At 67.3% G+C, this 16,191-nt stretch carries 17 protein-coding genes and 1 tRNA gene; 13 read left to right on the top strand and 5 right to left on the bottom strand.

What is annotated here, in order from left to right; translation table 11 throughout:
* Positions 1-20 precede the first annotated feature (20 nt).
* Positions 21-2,609, top strand: coding sequence for a glycosyltransferase family 1 protein (locus QJR12_RS15210; protein WP_300583923.1), 2,589 nt, complete (start codon positions 21-23; stop codon positions 2,607-2,609).
* Here QJR12_RS15210 and QJR12_RS15215 read toward each other — a convergent pair.
* The gene (locus QJR12_RS15215; protein ID WP_300583925.1) at positions 2,596-4,602 is read right to left on the bottom strand and encodes an ATP-dependent DNA helicase; all 2,007 of its coding nucleotides are present in this window, start codon (positions 4,600-4,602) and stop codon (positions 2,596-2,598) included. The two genes, QJR12_RS15210 and QJR12_RS15215, sit on opposite strands and share 14 nt — an antisense overlap.
* Before the next feature lie 33 nt (positions 4,603-4,635).
* Positions 4,636-5,937 carry a nicotinate phosphoribosyltransferase gene (locus tag QJR12_RS15220; protein ID WP_300583927.1) on the bottom strand — a complete coding sequence of 434 codons (1,302 nt, stop codon included), beginning with the start codon at positions 5,935-5,937 and terminating at the stop codon, positions 4,636-4,638.
* Between the two features lie 46 nt (positions 5,938-5,983).
* On the opposite strand from QJR12_RS15220, the gene clpS reads away from it, so the two are divergent.
* The 11 genes from clpS (at position 5,984) to rdgB (ending at position 13,591) form a co-directional block, all read left to right on the top strand.
* Entirely contained in the window at positions 5,984-6,286 is a 303-nt protein-coding gene (gene clpS, locus QJR12_RS15225; protein WP_300583929.1) for an ATP-dependent Clp protease adapter ClpS, read from the top strand.
* Between the two features lie 25 nt (positions 6,287-6,311).
* Positions 6,312-6,884, top strand: a complete 573-nt coding sequence (locus QJR12_RS15230) for a DUF2017 domain-containing protein (protein ID WP_300583931.1) — start codon at positions 6,312-6,314, stop codon at positions 6,882-6,884.
* Positions 6,885-6,891: 7 nt separating this feature from the next.
* Positions 6,892-7,932 (top strand): P1 family peptidase, encoded by a 1,041-nt coding sequence (locus tag QJR12_RS15235; RefSeq protein WP_300583933.1) that lies wholly within the window; start codon positions 6,892-6,894, stop codon positions 7,930-7,932.
* Between the two features lies 1 nt (position 7,933).
* Positions 7,934-8,383: a M67 family metallopeptidase gene (locus QJR12_RS15240; protein ID WP_300583934.1), complete on the top strand. Its 450-nt coding sequence runs from the start codon at positions 7,934-7,936 to the stop codon at positions 8,381-8,383.
* A complete protein-coding gene (locus QJR12_RS15245) occupies positions 8,380-8,658 on the top strand; it encodes a MoaD/ThiS family protein (protein ID WP_300583936.1) in 279 nt (92 codons plus the stop codon). Before QJR12_RS15240 ends, QJR12_RS15245 begins: the two co-directional genes overlap by 4 nt.
* A complete protein-coding gene (locus QJR12_RS15250; RefSeq protein WP_300583938.1) occupies positions 8,655-9,638 on the top strand; it encodes a cysteine synthase in 984 nt (327 codons plus the stop codon). Before QJR12_RS15245 ends, QJR12_RS15250 begins: the two co-directional genes overlap by 4 nt.
* A gap of 161 nt (positions 9,639-9,799) precedes the next feature.
* A complete protein-coding gene (locus QJR12_RS15255) occupies positions 9,800-10,468 on the top strand; it encodes a rhomboid family intramembrane serine protease (protein WP_300583940.1) in 669 nt (222 codons plus the stop codon).
* The gene (murI, locus tag QJR12_RS15260; RefSeq protein WP_300583942.1) at positions 10,465-11,283 is read left to right on the top strand and encodes a glutamate racemase; all 819 of its coding nucleotides are present in this window, start codon (positions 10,465-10,467) and stop codon (positions 11,281-11,283) included. Before QJR12_RS15255 ends, murI begins: the two co-directional genes overlap by 4 nt.
* A gap of 65 nt (positions 11,284-11,348) precedes the next feature.
* Positions 11,349-12,119, top strand: a complete 771-nt coding sequence (locus QJR12_RS15265) for a cyclic nucleotide-degrading phosphodiesterase (RefSeq protein WP_300583944.1) — start codon at positions 11,349-11,351, stop codon at positions 12,117-12,119.
* Between the two features lie 90 nt (positions 12,120-12,209).
* Complete coding sequence (rph, locus tag QJR12_RS15270; RefSeq protein ID WP_300583946.1) at positions 12,210-12,989, top strand: ribonuclease PH; 780 nt, start codon at positions 12,210-12,212, stop codon at positions 12,987-12,989.
* Complete coding sequence (gene rdgB, locus QJR12_RS15275; protein ID WP_300584025.1) at positions 12,986-13,591, top strand: RdgB/HAM1 family non-canonical purine NTP pyrophosphatase; 606 nt, start codon at positions 12,986-12,988, stop codon at positions 13,589-13,591. The genes rph and rdgB overlap by 4 nt, the downstream gene beginning before the upstream one ends.
* 54 nt (positions 13,592-13,645) lie before the next feature.
* Here the strand turns inward: rdgB and QJR12_RS15280 are convergent, their stop codons facing one another.
* Both QJR12_RS15280 and QJR12_RS15285 read right to left on the bottom strand, forming a co-directional pair.
* Positions 13,646-13,993 (bottom strand): DUF3817 domain-containing protein, encoded by a 348-nt coding sequence (locus QJR12_RS15280; RefSeq protein ID WP_300583948.1) that lies wholly within the window; start codon positions 13,991-13,993, stop codon positions 13,646-13,648.
* Complete coding sequence (locus tag QJR12_RS15285) at positions 13,990-14,370, bottom strand: hypothetical protein (RefSeq protein WP_300583950.1); 381 nt, start codon at positions 14,368-14,370, stop codon at positions 13,990-13,992. Before QJR12_RS15285 ends, QJR12_RS15280 begins: the two co-directional genes overlap by 4 nt.
* A 243-nt stretch (positions 14,371-14,613) precedes the next feature.
* Here QJR12_RS15285 and QJR12_RS15290 point away from each other — a divergent pair.
* Positions 14,614-14,697, top strand: a tRNA-Leu gene (locus QJR12_RS15290).
* Positions 14,698-14,913: 216 nt separating this feature from the next.
* Here the strand turns inward: QJR12_RS15290 and QJR12_RS15295 are convergent.
* Entirely contained in the window at positions 14,914-16,092 is a 1,179-nt protein-coding gene (locus QJR12_RS15295) for an acyl-CoA dehydrogenase family protein (protein WP_300583952.1), read from the bottom strand.
* Between the last annotated feature and the right edge of the window lie 99 nt (positions 16,093-16,191).

Here is a 16,191-nt window from a genome sequence, read left to right on the forward strand (position 1 = left end):
CGTCAGTAAGGTAGTGATCCGTGAAAGCTCTCCGCCGGTTTACCGTCCGCGCTCACCTGCCGCAGCGGCTGGCCGCGCTGGATCAGCTGTCGACCAACTTGCGATGGTCCTGGGAGAAGCCGACGCAGGATCTCTTCGCGGCCATCGACCCGACGCTATGGGAACAATGCGGCCATGACCCGGTGGCACTGCTGGGCGCGGTGAGCCCCGCCCGGCTCGACGAGTTGGCCGTCGACGCCGATTTCGTGGCCAGGCTCGACGAATTGGCGGCCGACCTGAACGACTATTTGACCCGTCCGCTCTGGTATCAGCAGCAGGAGCGCGACGGCCTTGCCATGCCCACCGGGATCGCCTATTTTTCGATGGAATTCGGGGTGGCCGAGGTGCTGCCCAACTATTCGGGGGGCCTTGGCATCCTCGCCGGAGACCACCTGAAGTCGGCATCCGACCTGGGAGTGCCGCTGATCGGGGTGGGACTGTACTACCGCTCCGGGTATTTCCGCCAGTCGCTGAGCGCCGACGGTTGGCAGCGCGAGACATACCCTTCACTGGATCCGCAGGGGTTGCCGTTGCGGTTGCTGAGCGACGGCGGCGAGCCGGTGCTGATCGAGCTGGCTTTGCCGGACTCCGCGCAGCTTCGGGCGCGAATCTGGGTAGCGCAGGTGGGGAGGGTTCCGTTGCTTTTGTTGGACTCCGACATCCCGGAGAACGAGCACGGCCTGCGCAGTGTCACCGACCGCCTCTACGGCGGCGACCAGGAGCACCGCATCAAGCAGGAGATCCTGGCCGGTATCGGCGGGGTGCGGGCGATCCGGGCGTTCACCGCCATCGAAGGCCTGCCCGTGCCTGAGGTGTTCCACATGAACGAGGGGCACGCCGGATTCCTCGGGATCGAACGCATCCGGGAACTGATCACCGAGTCGGGGTTGGATTTCGACACCGCGCTGGCAGTGGTGCGGTCCAGCACGGTGTTCACCACGCACACCCCGGTGCCGGCCGGCATCGACCGCTTTCCGGTAGAGATGGTTCGACGCTACTTCGACGACACCGGGTCAGCTGCGCTGCTGCCCGGTGTGCCGACCGACCGGGTTCTCGCGCTGGGAGCCGAGGATGACCCGGGAACGTTCAATATGGCGCATATGGGTCTGCGGCTGGCGCAACGGGCCAACGGGGTCTCACGGTTGCACGGCCGGGTGAGCCGGTTCATGTTCAACCAGCTGTGGCGTGGGTTCGACCCCGAGGAGGTGCCGATCGGGTCGATCACCAACGGCGTGCACGGGCCCACCTGGGCCGCACCGCAGTGGTTGCAGCTGGGGCGTGAACTGGCCGGCTCGGATTCGGCGTTGCGGGAGCCCGCGGTGTGGCAGCGACTGCAGCAGATCGACCCGGCGCAGCTGTGGAAAATCCGCTCGCAACTGCGAGCGCTGCTGATCGACGATGTTCGGGTACGGCTGCGCCGATCCTGGCTGGAGCGGGGCGCGGCCGAGGCTGAATTAGGTTGGATCGCAACGGCATTCGATCCAGAGGTGCTAACAGTCGGGTTCGCGCGGCGGGTCCCGACGTACAAGCGGCTGACGTTGATGCTGCGGGACCCGTACCGGTTGGAACGGCTGCTGCTCGATGAGGAACGGCCGATTCAGATGATCGTTGCCGGCAAGTCGCATCCGGCCGACGAGGGCGGTAAGGCGCTGATCCAGCAGGTGGTTCGGTTCGCCGACCGCCCGGAGGTGCGTCATCGCATCGCTTTTTTGCCCGACTATGACATGTCGATGGCCCGGCTGTTGTACTGGGGCTGCGATGTCTGGCTGAACAACCCGCTGCGCCCTTTGGAGGCGTGCGGCACATCGGGGATGAAAAGTGCCCTTAACGGCGGGTTGAATCTGTCCATCCGCGATGGCTGGTGGGACGAATGGTACGACGGTGAAAACGGCTGGGAGATACCGTCTGCCGACGGTGTGATGGCAGAAGACCGTCGGGACGACCTGGAAGCCAGCGCCCTCTATCAGCTGCTGGAGCAGGCGGTGGCACCGAAGTTTTACGAGCGTGACGAGCGCGGGGTGCCACCGCGATGGATCGAAATGGTGCGCCACACGCTGCAGGCGCTGGGCCCCAAGGTGTTGGCGTCTCGCATGGTGCGCGAGTATGTCGAGCAGTACTATCGTCCGGCGGCTCAGTCGCTGCGCAGGACCGTTGGTGCCGGCGCCGACGGTGCCGAGTTCGGACCGGCTCGAGAGCTGGCCGCTTACCGCCGACGCGTCGAAGAGGCATGGCCGAAAATCCAGATCACCGACGTCGACAGCACCGGACTGCCCGACACGCCGCTGCTGGGGTCGAAGTTGACCCTGACCGCGACCGTGCAGCTGGCCGGGCTGCGACCGGATGAGGTGGCGGTGCAGGCGGTGCTGGGCAGGGTGGACGCCAATGATGCGCTTGTGGATCCGGTCACCGTCGAGATGGCGCACCTGCGCAGCGCCGGTGCCGGCAAAGAGGTCTTCTCGATGACCACAGCGCTGCCGGTAGCCGGGGCGGTCGGTTACACGGTTCGGGTGCTGCCACAGCACCCACTGCTGGCCGCGCCCAGCGAACTTGGCCTGGTCACCCTGGCATGACGTCGAGTGACGCGCGCAGCCGTTGGAGCGCCCTGCGAACCTGCGTCGGATCGGTGGTCGGCCAGAACGGCGGCAGTGAGGCGCGCAGGTAACCGCCGTAGCGGGCGGTCACCATTCGGCAGTCAAGCACCGCGATCACCCCGCGGTCGCCGACGGTGCGCAGCAGCCGGCCCGCTCCCTGCGCCAGCAGCAGCGCGGCGTGGCTGGCGGCGATCGCCATGAACCCGTTGCCGCCGTGCGCGGACACCGCACGCTGCCGGGCGCTCAGCAGTGGGTCGTCGGGCCGCGGAAAGGGGATCCGGTCGATGATGACCAGCGACAGCGACGGTCCGGGGACGTCGATGCCCTGCCACAGCGACAGCGTGCCAAACAGCGAGGTCGCAGGGTCGGCGGCGAACTGATCGATCAGCGCGGCGGTGCTGTCGTCGCCCTGGCACAGCACCGGGGTGGACAGCCGCTCCCGCATGGCCTCGGCGGTGACGCGGGCCGCCCGCATCGACGAGAACAGTCCCAGCGTGCGCCCCCCGGCCGCGCTGACGAGTTCGGCGATTTCGGTGAGCTGCTCAGCGGAGCCGGTGCCGTCAAGGCCCGGAGGCGGCAGGTGGGCGGCGACGTAGAGGATTCCCGCCTTGGCGTGCTGAAACGGTGAGCCCACGTCGAGTCCCCGCCAGCGCGGGCGGTCCGGCTCCGCGGCGGTCGGTGGGCCGCTGAGACCCCAGGCCGTGGCCATCGCGTCGAAGGATCCCCCGAGAGCCAGCGTGGCCGAGGTCAACACCGTCGTCGAGCGGGTGAACACCTGGCTGCGCAGCACCCCGGCCACCGACAGCGGCGCCACCCGCAGCGCGGCCCGTGGCAGATCGTGGCTATCCTCGCGGTCCAGCCAGACCACGTCGCCGCGATCGGGGACCGCGGGGCCAAATGACGCCAAAATGCGTGACGCCGTTTCGGAGATTTCGGTAAGGCCGGTGACCGCCTGGGCGCGCGCCGCTGCCGCCGCGGTGTCCGCAGGTGATGTGTCGATCGCCGACCGCGCCGCGCCCGCAGCGTCGCGCAGCGCGGTGAGGTGCGTCGCCAACGGGTCGCCGAGGCGATCGATGCGGCCGGGAGGCATCTCGTCGATCGCCACGGTGAAGGCCGCCGACGCCGCTTGCAGCCGTTGGATCAGTTCCGGTTCAACCAGCCGGACGACCCGCCGGGTGGTGACGGCGAGCGCCGTTGGCGTCAACTCCCCGGTGGCCACCGCTGTGACGCGGTCCACCAGCTCGTGGGCCTCGTCGACCACCAGCAGCCGGTGCTCGGGCAGCACCGCCGACTCGCTCAGGGCATCGATGGCCAGCAACGCGTGGTTGGTGACCACGACGTCGACGGTGAAGGCCCGGTCCCGCGCCCGCTCGGCGAAGCACTGAGCGCCGAACGGGCAGCGAGGGGCGCCCAGACATTCCCGCGCCGAGACGCTGACCTGAGCCCAGGCCCGATCCGACACACCGGGCCGCAGATCGTCCCAGTCCCCGGACGCGGTGCTCGACGCCCACGCGGTGAGCCGCTGCATGTCGCGGACCGACGCGGGGGCCCCGGGCGGCTCAAAGAGCTCATCTTGCGGGTCGTTCCCGGCGTCGGCGTGGTCCGCGGCACCATTGTGTATCTTGTTCAGGCACAGATAGTTTCGCCGGCCCTTGAGAAGTGCGAACCGGGGCCGGCGGGGCAGCTCATCGGACAGCGCGTCGGCCAGCCGCGGCAGATCGCGATCGATGAGTTGGCGCTGTAATGCGATGGTCGCGGTGGACACCACCACCGGCGTGTCGGCCGAGACCGCATGCATGATCGCCGGGACGAGATACGCCAGCGACTTGCCGGTGCCGGTCCCGGCCTGGACCACAAGGTGCTCACCGGTGTCGAAGGCGTGCGCGACCGCTTCGGCCATCAACAGTTGGCCGCGGCGCTCGCTGCCGCCGATCGCGGCCACCGCGGTGGCCAGCAGCCGGGGCACGGACAAATCTGGCGTGGCTTCTCCCAAGTGGCGGCGGTGTTATCCGGCGGGGATGTGCAGTGTCGGGATCGCCGGCTCACCGTGCGACAAGTTCAGACCCTCCCACGGTAGGCTGCGCAAACCGGATTCCACCAGCTTGCGCGCGGCAGTCAGGTCCACGTCGACCACCGCTCGCCCGGCGCGGACCAGCGGGGTGGTCAACACTCGGTGCGGCTCCGCGACGTCGGGCGGGCGGCCCGCCGGGTGCACGATCTCCTCGGTGATGGTGCCGGTGGGACGCGCCAGCCGCAACGCCTCCTTGCGGCCGCCCAGGGACTCTTTGCGGCTGCTGCGCTTCTGCACCGGCCGGCCGTCCACTTCCACCAGCTTGTACACCATGTTCGCGGTCGGTGCACCCGATCCCGTCACCAGCGCCGTGCCGACCCCATAGCTATCCACCGGCTCGGCGCGCAGTCCGGCGATGGCGAATTCGTCGAGATCACCGGACACCACAATTTTGGTCTGCGTGGCGCCCAACCGGTCGAGCTGCTCGCGCACCTGACGGGCCAGCACCCCCAACTCGCCGGAATCAATGCGCACCGCGCCGAGTGCGGTTCCGGCGGCCGCTACGGCGTTGGCCACCCCGGTTGTCACGTCGTAGGTGTCCACCAGCAGCGTGGTGTTGGGGCCCAGCGCGTCGACCTGCGCACGAAACGCGGCCAGCTCGTCAGGTCCGTCGGCGCGGGTGTGCAGCAAGGTGAACGCATGGGCGGCGGTGCCCTCCGCCGGAACGCCATATCGGCGCTGGGCCTCCAGGTTGGACGACCCGGCGAAGCCGGCGATATAGGCCGCACGGGCCGCCGCAACGGCGGCCCGCTCGTGCGTGCGCCTAGAGCCCATCTCGATGAGCGGGCGGCCGTGGGCGGCACTGACCATACGGGCCGCCGCTGAGGCGATGGCGCTATCGTGGTTAAAGATCGACAGCGCCAGGGTTTCCAGCACCACACATTCGGCGAAACTGCCGTGCACCGAAAGCACGGGCGATCCGGGGAAATACAGTTCCCCCTCCAGGTAACCGTCGACGTCGCCGCGAAACTGAAAATCCCGCAGATACGCCAGCGTTTCCCGGTCGAGGAATTCGGCCAGCATGTCCAGAGCGACGTCGTCGAACCGGAATTCCGGCAGCACTTCCAAAAACCGGCCGGTGCCGGCGACCACGCCATAACGGCGCCCTTCGGGCAGGCGGCGGGCGAACAGCTCGAAGGTGGTCCGGCGATTTGCGGTGCCGTCGCGCAGCGCCGCCGCGAGCATGGTCAGCTCGTACTTGTCGGTCAGCAGCCCGACAGGAGACGAGTCGTGCACAGCGCAACGGTATCGGGCGCGGCAACCCGCCCGGTATCCTGGAGTCATGGTTGCCTCAGCGCCTACCAAGCCCGACACCACCGGGCAACGGCATGTCGATGCGGGCGATGCCACGGCAGGTCCGTGGGTCACCATCGTGTGGGACGATCCCATCAACCTGATGAGCTATGTGACATATGTCTTCCAGAAGCTGTTCGGCTACAGCGAGCCGCACGCCACCAAGCTGATGCTGCAGGTGCACAACGAAGGCAAGGCCGTGGTGTCGTCGGGCAGTCGGGAGGCCATGGAAGTCGACGTGTCCAGGCTGCATGCCGCCGGGTTGTGGGCAACGATGCAGCAGGACCGATAGCTCTCAAAGGACTTTCGGGATCGCCGTGCGCAAGTGGAAGCGGGTCGAGACGGCCGAGGGCCCCCGCTTTCGATCCGCATTGGACCCGCACGAGGCGGCGTTGCTCAAGACCATGGTCGGCTCGTTGATCGCCATGCTCGACGAGCGGGAGTCGTCCGCGCCCCCGGACGAACTCGAGCAGATCACCGGCCTACACACCGGAAACGCCGAACCGCCCAGCGACGCGACACTACGCCGGTTGCTACCTGATTTCCACAAGGCCGACGGTTCGGAGAACACCGATAGCCTGAACGCCGCGCTGCGCAGCCTGCATGAGCCGGAGATCATTGACGCCAAACGTGTTGCCGCACAACAGTTATTGGACTCCGTCCCGGACGCTGGCGGCCGGTTCGAGCTGACCGAGGAAGGCGCGAACGCCTGGATCGCCGCGGTCAACGACGTCCGGCTGGCGCTGGGCACCATGCTGGGCGTCGGCCCCGACGGGCCGGAGCGGCTGCCCGACGGCCATCCGCTGGCTGCGCATCTCGAGGTGTATCAGTGGCTGACCGTCTTGCAGGAATACCTAGTATTGGCGTTGATGGGTAAGCCTGCCCGATGAATTGCCTATGAATTCCATCACCGACGTAGGGGGCATCCTCGTCGGCCACTTTCAGCAACTGGACCCCGATGTCACCATGGGCAGCGGTTGGGCGACGGGCGTCACCGTGGTGTTGGCTCCGCCTGGCACGGTGGGTGCCGTCGATTCCCGAGGCGGCGCTCCCGGCAGCCGGGAGACCGATCTGCTCGACCCCGCCAACACCGTGCGATACGTCGATGCGGTGCTGATCGCCGGCGGCAGTGCCTACGGGCTGGCGGCCGCGGACGGCGTCATGCGCTGGTTGGAGGAACGCGCTCGCGGTGTCGCGCTGGCCGGCGGGGTAGTCCCCATCGTGCCGGCCGCGGTGATCTTCGATCTGGATGTCGGTGCCTGGAAGCGGCGGCCGACCGCCGAGTTCGGGTACGCGGCCTGCGAGGCGGCGGGGGTGGACATTGCCGTCGGGACGGTCGGTGCGGGGGTGGGCGCCCGCGCCGGCGCGCTTAAGGGCGGTGTCGGGACCGCGTCGGCGACGCTGGAGTGTGGGGTCACCGTCGGCGCACTCGCCGCGGTGAACTGTGCGGGCGACGTCATCGACCGGGCTACCGGCCTGCCGTGGCTGGCGTACCTGGTCGACGAGTTCGGGCTGATACCGCCGCCGGCCGAGCAAATCGCCGCGCTGGCGCGGCTGAAAACCCCATCAAGCTTGCTGAACACGACGGTGGCGGTGGTGGCCACCGACGCCGTGCTCAGTCCGTCCGGGTGCCGGCAGGTCGCCAGTGCCGCCCACGACGGACTGGCCCGGGCGATCCGGCCGGCACACACCCCCGTCGACGGCGATATGGTGTTCGCGCTGGCCACCGGCGCCGTCGCCGGGGCGCCGTCGGCTATCGAGACGCCGGCGGCATTTTCTCCCGAGACGGCGCTGCTGAGCGCGGTCGCCGCGGCGGCGGCCGACTGCCTGGCCCGTGCCGTGCTGGCCGGTGTGCTCACCGCCGAGTCAGTGGCCGGAATACCGACGTATCGCGGCATGTTGCCGGGAGCGTTCGAGCAACCGAAGGGAAACCGGTGACGTGCTGCTGATTCGAGCTGATTTGGTGGACGCGATGATCGCACATGCCCGCTCCGACCACCCGGACGAAGCCTGCGGAGTGCTCGCCGGCCCGGAAGGATCCGACCGGCCGGAGCGCCACATCGCCATGGCGAACGCCGAGCGGTCGCCGACGTTCTACCGGTTCGATTCGGCCGAACAACTCAAGGTGTGGCGTGCCATGGAAGACGCAGGTGAGGCCCCGATCGTCATCTATCATTCGCACACCGCGACCGAGGCCTACCCGAGCCGGACCGACGTGAGCCTGGCCGCCGAACCGGATGCGCACTATGTGGTGGTGTCCACCCGAGACCCGGACCGGCCCGAGGTGCGCAGCTTTCGCATCGTCAACGGCACTGTCACCGAAGAGCCGGTCAAGATCGTCAAGCAGTATCAGAGGCACTATCAGATCAGGGAAGAATCCGAGCCATGAGTGTCATCGTGTCCATTCCGACTATCCTGCGCGCCCACACCGGCGGCAAGAAGCGCGTCGAAGCCAAGGGCGACACGCTGGCCGCCGTCATCGACGACCTGGAGGCGCGTTACTCGGGCATCTCCGAGCGCCTCATCGCTGACGGGAAGCTGCACCGCTTCATCAACATTTACGTCAACGACGAAGACGTGCGATTCTCCGGCGGCCTGGACACCGCTATCGCCGACGGCGATTCGGTCACCATCTTGCCCGCGGTCGCCGGTGGGAGCAGATGACCCGATACACCTCACTGCTGCAGGCCCTGGGTAACACGCCCCTGGTCGGGCTGCCGCATCTATCACCGCGCTGGGACGATTTGGTTGATCGGGATCCCCCGGCACCGCACGTGCGGCTGTGGGCCAAACTCGAGGATCGCAACCCCACCGGGTCGATCAAGGACCGGCCGGCGCTGCGGATGATCGAGCAGGCCGAGGCTGACGGGCTGCTGCGGCCCGGGGCCACCATCCTGGAGCCCACTAGCGGCAACACCGGCATCTCGCTGGCGATGGCGGCCAAGCTGAAGGGCTACCGGCTGATCTGCGTGATGCCGGAGAACACCTCGGTGGAGCGGCGCCAGATGCTCGAACTCTACGGTGCCCGGGTTATCTATTCACCTGCCGAAGGCGGCTCCAATACCGCGGTGGCTACCGCGAAAGAACTGGCCGCGGCCAACCCGTCGTGGGTGATGCTCTACCAGTACGGCAATACGGCCAACACCGACGCGCACTACTACGGCACCGGCCCCGAGCTGCTGGCTGACCTGCCCGAGATCACCCATTTCGTCGCGGGGCTGGGTACTACCGGCACGCTGATGGGCACCGGCCGATTCCTGCGAGAGCGTGTTCCCGGCGTCCAGATCGTGGCCGCCGAACCCCGCTACGGTGAAGACGTCTATGCGCTGCGCAATATCGACGAGGGCTTCGTTCCCGAGCTCTATGACTCCGACGTGCTCACCGCCCGGTACTCCGTCGGCGCCGCCGACGCAGTGCGCCGGACCCGCGAGTTGATCGACGCCGAAGGCATTTTCGCGGGTATTTCTACGGGCGCGGCGCTGCACGCCGCGCTCGCGGCAGCCGCGAAGGCCGTCAACGCCGGTGAGCGCGCAGACATCGCGTTCGTCGTCGCCGATGCGGGCTGGAAGTATCTGTCCACCGGTGCCTACGCCGGGACCGTGGATGAGGCCGAGCATGCCCTGGAAGGGCAGCTGTGGGCGTGATCCGCGCCACGACGCGATGCCGGCGTAGCCGGGATCAAGGAGTGGCGCTCATGATCCGCGCCACGACGCGATGCCGGCGTAGCCGGGATCAAGGAGTGGCGCTCATGATCGACGCCGACGACGATGATGCCGGCGTGGCCGGGATCACGGAGTGGCGCTAAATGGCCGCCCGGCGGGCCGGACAGTCGTCGGCGCAGCAACCACAGGCCAAGAAACCGCCCCGCTGGGTGCTTGGTGCCGCGACGATTGTCACCTTTGTGGCGCTGCTCTACGTGGTCGAATTGTTCGATCAGCTGACGGGTCATTCGCTGGACTACGACGGCATCCGGCCGCTGGAAACCGACGGCCTCTGGGGGATCATCCTCGCGCCGCTCCTGCATGCGAGCTGGGCTCACCTGATTGCCAATACCCCTCCAGCGCTGGTTCTCGGTTTCCTGGCGACCTTGACGGGTTTGGCCCGGTTCGTCGGGGCGACCGCGATCATATGGATCCTCGGCGGCGTCGGCACCTGGCTGATCGGCAATGTGGGATCGACCTGCGGTGAGACCGACCACATCGGGGCCTCCGGCCTGATCTTCGGCTGGCTGGCCTTCCTGGTGGTCTTCGGTTTCTTCACCCGCACCGTCTGGCAGATCGTTCTCGGTATGGTAGCGGTGGTCTTGTACGGCGGCATCATTTGGGGCGCACTACCGGTGCTTCACATGTGTGGAGGCGTGTCCTGGCAGGCGCATCTGTGCGGCGCGCTCGCCGGTGTGCTGGCGGCTTACCTGCTGTCCGGGCCGGAACGCCATGCCCGGCTCCGCCGCAGAGCCGAAGTGGTGCGCCGGTGATATCGCCCCTAGCTCCCATCGGCATCTTCGACTCGGGCGTCGGAGGGCTGACGGTGGCACGCGCAATCATCGACCAATTGCCCGACGAAGACATCATCTATGTGGGCGACACCGCCAACGGCCCCTACGGACCGCTGCGCATCCCCGAGATCCGCGCGCACGCGTTGGCGCTCGGCGACGATCTCGTCGCTCGTGGCGTTAAAGCACTGGTGATCGCCTGCAACTCGGCATCGGCGGCGTGCCTGCGAGACGCCCGCGAACGCTACGACGTGCCCGTCATCGAGGTGATCCTGCCCGCGGTACGGCGCGCGGTGGCCGCCACCCGCAACGGCCGCATCGGAGTGATCGGCACCCGGGCGACCATCGCCTCACGGGCCTATCAGGACGCGTTCGCCGCCGCCCGCGACACCGAGATCACCGCTGCGGCCTGCCCGCGGTTTGTCGATTTCGTCGAACGCGGGATCACCAGCGGGCGTCAGGTGCTCGGTCTGGCAGAAGGCTACCTGGAACCGCTGCAGCGCGCCGGAGTGGACACCGTGGTGCTCGGCTGCACACACTATCCCTTGCTGTCCGGCATCATCCAGTTGGCAATGGGAGACAGCGTCACGCTGGTTTCCAGCGCCGAGGAGACCGCGAAGGAGCTGGTGCGGGTGCTTACCGAGCTGGATCTGCTGCGTCCGCACCATGCGCCGCCGGCAACCCGGCTATTCGAGGCCACCGGCGACCCGGAGGATTTCATCAGACTGGCGAGCAGGTTCTTAGGACCGGCCATTACCGGTGTTCAACCTGTTCGCCGTCACCTGGATGTGCGGTAGGCGCGAAGAATGATCGCCGGTGCAGCAGCGGTGTTCGCCATCGCGGCGGTGGGCGTGGCACAGTAGTGACCGTGCAGATCACCGTGCTCGGTTGTTCGGGCAGTGTCGTCGGCCCGGACTCACCGGCATCGGGTTATCTGTTGCGGGCGCCGGACACCCCGCCACTGGTGATCGACTTCGGCGGAGGAGTTCTCGGGGCGTTGCAGCGCCACATTGATCCCGGTTCGGTCAATGTGCTGCTGTCTCATCTGCACGCGGATCATTGTCTGGATCTCCCGGGACTTTTCGTGTGGCGTCGCTACCATCCGACCCCGCCTACGGGTAAGGCGCTGATGTACGGGCCGAGTGACACCTGGGCGCGGCTGGGTGCGGCGTCATCGCCATACGGTGGGGAGATCGACGATTGCTCGGATATCTTCGATATTCGCCAGTGGGTCGACGGTCAGCCGGTGACGCTGGGGGCGTTGACGGTGACGCCACGGGTAGTGGCGCACCCCACCGAGTCCTATGGTCTGCGGATCACCGATCCCGCCGGGGCATGTTTCGTCTACAGCGGCGACACCGGCAGCTGCGAGTCACTCGTCGAGTTGGCCCGTGACGCCGACGTTTTCCTCTGCGAAGCATCCTGGACGCATGCACCGGACCGCCCCTTCAATTTGCACATGTCGGGAACCGAGGCCGGTCGGGTGGCGGCGGCGGCCGGTGTGCGCGAGCTGTTGCTCACCCACATTCCGCCGTGGACGTCGCGCGAGGACGTGATCAGCGAAGCCAAGGCCGAGTTCGACGGTCCGGTGCACGCGGTGGTGTGCGGTGAAACGTTCAACGTTCCGCGCTGATGCCGGGCTGCCGAATCCGAACACAGCGCCACGCCCACGGCCGGGCCGGGCCGTTCGAACCCGCATCGGCCCCCGGCTAATGTTGGCGGGGTGTCTAAACGAGAAGACGGCCGCCTCGACGACGAGCTTCGCCCGGTCGTCATCACCCGCGGGTTCACCTCGTACCCGGCGGGCTCGGTGCTCGTCGAATTCGGCCAGACACGGGTGATGTGCACGGCCAGCGTTATCGAGGGGGTGCCGCGCTGGCGTAAGGGGTCGGGTTTGGGCTGGCTCACCGCCGAATACGCGATGCTGCCCGCGGCGACACACACTCGCGCCGACCGGGAATCGGTGAAGGGCCGCGTCAGCGGGCGCACCCAGGAGATCAGCCGGCTCATCGGCCGGGCGTTGCGGGCCGCGATCGACCTGGGGGCGTTCGGGGAGAACACCATCGTGATCGACTGCGACGTGTTGCAGGCCGACGGGGGAACTCGCACCGCGGCGATCACGGGCGGCTACGTGGCGTTGGCCGATGCGGTGACCTACCTGTCCGCGGCGGGTCAGCTTTCCGATCCGCGGCCGTTGTCGTGCGCGATCGCGGCGGTCAGCGTCGGTGTAGTCGAGGGCCGGATCCGGGTGGACTTGAACTACGAGGAAGACGCGCGCGCCGAAGTCGACATGAATGTCGTTGCCACCGACACCGGAACCCTGGTGGAAATCCAAGGGACTGGTGAGGGTGCGACGTTTCCGCGCTCGACGCTGGACAAAATGCTCGACGCCGCGTTCCGGGCTTGTGACAAGCTGTTCGCCGCCCAACACGAGGCGCTGGCCTCGCCGTATCCCGGGGTGTTGCCCGAAGGACCCGCCGGCCAGAAGGCGTCGGGAAACTGACTCGGCTGCTGGTCGTCAGCCGCAACCGGAAGAAACTGGCCGAGCTGCGCCGGGTGCTGGAGCGGGCGGGTATCTCCGGGTTGACGCTGCTGTCGCTCGATGACGTCGCGCCATTTCCTGACACGCCGGAAACCGGTGCGACGTTCGAGGACAACGCGCTGACCAAGGCGCGTGACGCGTTCGTTGCGACGGGCCTGGCGAGCCTTGCCGACGACTCGGGGCTGGAGGTGGCGGCGCTCAACGGCATGCCCGGCGTGCTGTCGGCGCGATGGTCGGGCGGACACGGCGACGACGCGAGCAACATTGCTCTGCTGCTGGCGCAGTTGCGCGATGTGCCCGACGGGCGCCGGGGCGCGATGTTCGTCTCGGCCTGCGCGCTGGTGTCCGAATTCGGCGAGGTGGTGGTGCGCGGTGAATGGCCCGGCACCATTGCGCACGCGGCGCGCGGCGAGGGCGGCTTCGGCTATGACCCGGTGTTTATTCCCCAGGGCTGCGACCGCACCGCCGCGCAGTTGAGCCCGGCGGAAAAGGATGCGATATCTCATCGCGGCCGGGCCCTGGCGGCCTTACTGCCGGCTTTACGCCGGCTGGCTGAGGGTTGAGCCGGGCTCCTCCTCGGGCCGTTCCGGCCCGCCTCGTCGCCCGGCCGAGGGTGGCTACAGGTTGAAGCGCGCCTTGACGGCCCGGGTCTGGAAGTGTTCAACGATGATGCCCAGCAGCGGTATGGTCCCGGACAGCAGCACACCGATCGTCTTTGCGATCGGCCAGCGAACCTTGACGGCAAGGTTGAAAGCTGCCAGCACGTAGGTGAAATACACCCAGCCGTGCACGATTTCGATCCAGCGGATTTCGTGATGAAAGACCAGGTGCGAGACAATCTCGTAGCACAGCGCAATCAGCCAGATACCCGTCGCCCAGGCCATGACCCGGTAGCCGAGCAGTGCCACACGGATCTTCTCGACGGGTGTGACCGACGTGGTCTGCGGTGTCTCGGGTGTGGTCATGCGGTGGTCCTGCCCTGTTGTTCGGTGTCACGCTCGGCGAGCTCGGCCAGGTAGGCGTTGTACTGTCTGAGCACCGGGTCGTCGGGTTGCTCCCGGGCCGGGTGGGGCCGCTCGGGCAACAGCCCGGGTGGAATCTCGGTCATCACGCGGTTTTTGCGCGGCTCGGGCGGCGTTTCCTCGTAGCGGACGAACTTGCCGTAGGCGTACACGAAAAACCAGGCGAACAGCGGCCACTGGAGTGCGTACCCGAGGTTCTGGAAGGTTCCCGATCCCGACTCAAACCGCGTCCACTGCCACCAACCTAGTGCCAGGCAGCCGCCGGCGGCGACGATCACCAGCGCCATCAGCGCTGGCCTGTGGCGACGCGTAGTGGACATGCTTAGACGGTACCGCGCGATCGCTCGGGGGCGGTCAAGCGTGTCATGACCAGGGCCCGATGTGAGATACCCATCGCCCAAGCACAAGCCGGCAGATAGCACGTTCGCCAGGAGGGCGGGGACCTCATGATCGACCCCCACCGGCCGATCCGGCCACCAGCCTTCACCGAATTGGTGGCCGACGGCCAGTGCACACCACTGAGGATTTTCCCGGCGATCGAAGCGATAAAATCACTAGGCCCCGCGGGCGTGGCGAAACAGGTATACGCGCCGGCTTTAGGTGCCGGTGCTCGAGAGAGCGTGAGGGTTCGAGTCCCTCCGCCCGCACCCTATCTGCATGAGCATCACGGCAGCTCAGCGTGTCATTCCGATGTCGATCGGGATCCACGGGTGTCCGGTCAGCGCGCAGAACCGCGCCGGGTGGTCCTCGGCTCTGCTGCGGGTTGGTGGTCACCAGTGTGAGGATTCCTTTGCACCGCAGTCGCTTTGCATGATTATCCCGCTATTCGACCGTGCACCACGGTAGGAGCCGGCACGCTTGGGTCAGCGTCGCCGCCGGGCCGCCCTGACGAGATTCGATCCGATGATCAAACGCTGAATCTCGCTGGTTCCCTCGTAGAGTCGCAACAGTCGAACATCGCGATAGATCCGCTCCACCGGAACGCCGCGGATGTACCCGCTGCCGCCATGGATCTGCACGGCAAGATCGGCGACCCGGCCGGCCATTTCGGTGCAGAAGAGTTTCGCCGCCGATGGAGCGATCCGGCGATCCTCGCCGCTGACCCACAGTCGCGCCGCGTCACGGACCAGGGCCCGCCCGGCCAGCACCCCGGTTTGCTGGTCGGCGATCATCGCCTGCACCAACTGGAACTCCCCGATCGGTGTGCCGCCCTGTGTCGCCGTGGCGGCATAGGCGACGGATTCATCCAGTGCCCGCTGCGCGGTCCCCACGGCCAGGGCAGCGATGTGAATCCGCCCGCGCGCCAACGAGATCATCGCTGCCCGGTAACCGATGTCTTCGTCGCCGCCGACCAGGGCAGCAGCCGGAACGCGGACATCGGTGAAGCTGACGTCGGCGGTCCACGCGCCTTCCTGTCCCATCTTGGCGTCTTTTGTCCCCACCTGCACCCCCGGTGTGTCCGCGGGCACCAGGAAAACCGCGATGCCCGCCCCGTTGTCGTCGGCGGGGCGGGTTCGGGCAAAAACCACGAACAGGTCGGCAACCGGCGCATTGGTGATGAACCGCTTCTGCCCGGAAATCACCCATGCACCGTTTTTTGCCGAGTCGTCACGAACAGCTTTGGTGCGCAGGCCCGCCGGATTGGATCCGGCGCCCGGTTCTGTCAGCGCGAAGGAAGCGATCACCTCTCCGGCGGCCATCGGCTCCAGCCAGCGGGCTTTCTGCTCGTCGGTGCCGAAGCCGACCAAAACTTGACCGGCGATGCCGTTGTTGGTGCCGAACATCGAGCGTACCGCCAGCGACGTATAACCCAGCTCCATGGCCAACTCGACGTCCTGGACCAGGTCCAGGCCGAGTCCACCCCACTGCTGGGGAATGGCATACCCGAAAAGGCCCATCTTTTTGGCCTGGTCCCGCAGGTCGTCGGGTACCCGGTCGCGGGCCAGGATTTCCTGTTCGCGGGGAACGACGGCGTTACGGACGAACCGTCGGGTTTGCGCCAGAATTTCCCGGAAGTCCTCGTCGTCGACGGCAGCGGCCATGGACTGTCAAAGGTTCCTTTTGAAGCTGGGCAACGCGTACCTCAAGCCGTCGGAACCGCGAAACAGGTCCCGAGCGGTTGCGGAAATCATATAAGAAAT

Source organism: Mycobacterium sp. (assembly GCF_029961025.1).
Taxonomy (GTDB): Bacteria; Actinomycetota; Actinomycetes; order Mycobacteriales; family Mycobacteriaceae; genus Mycobacterium.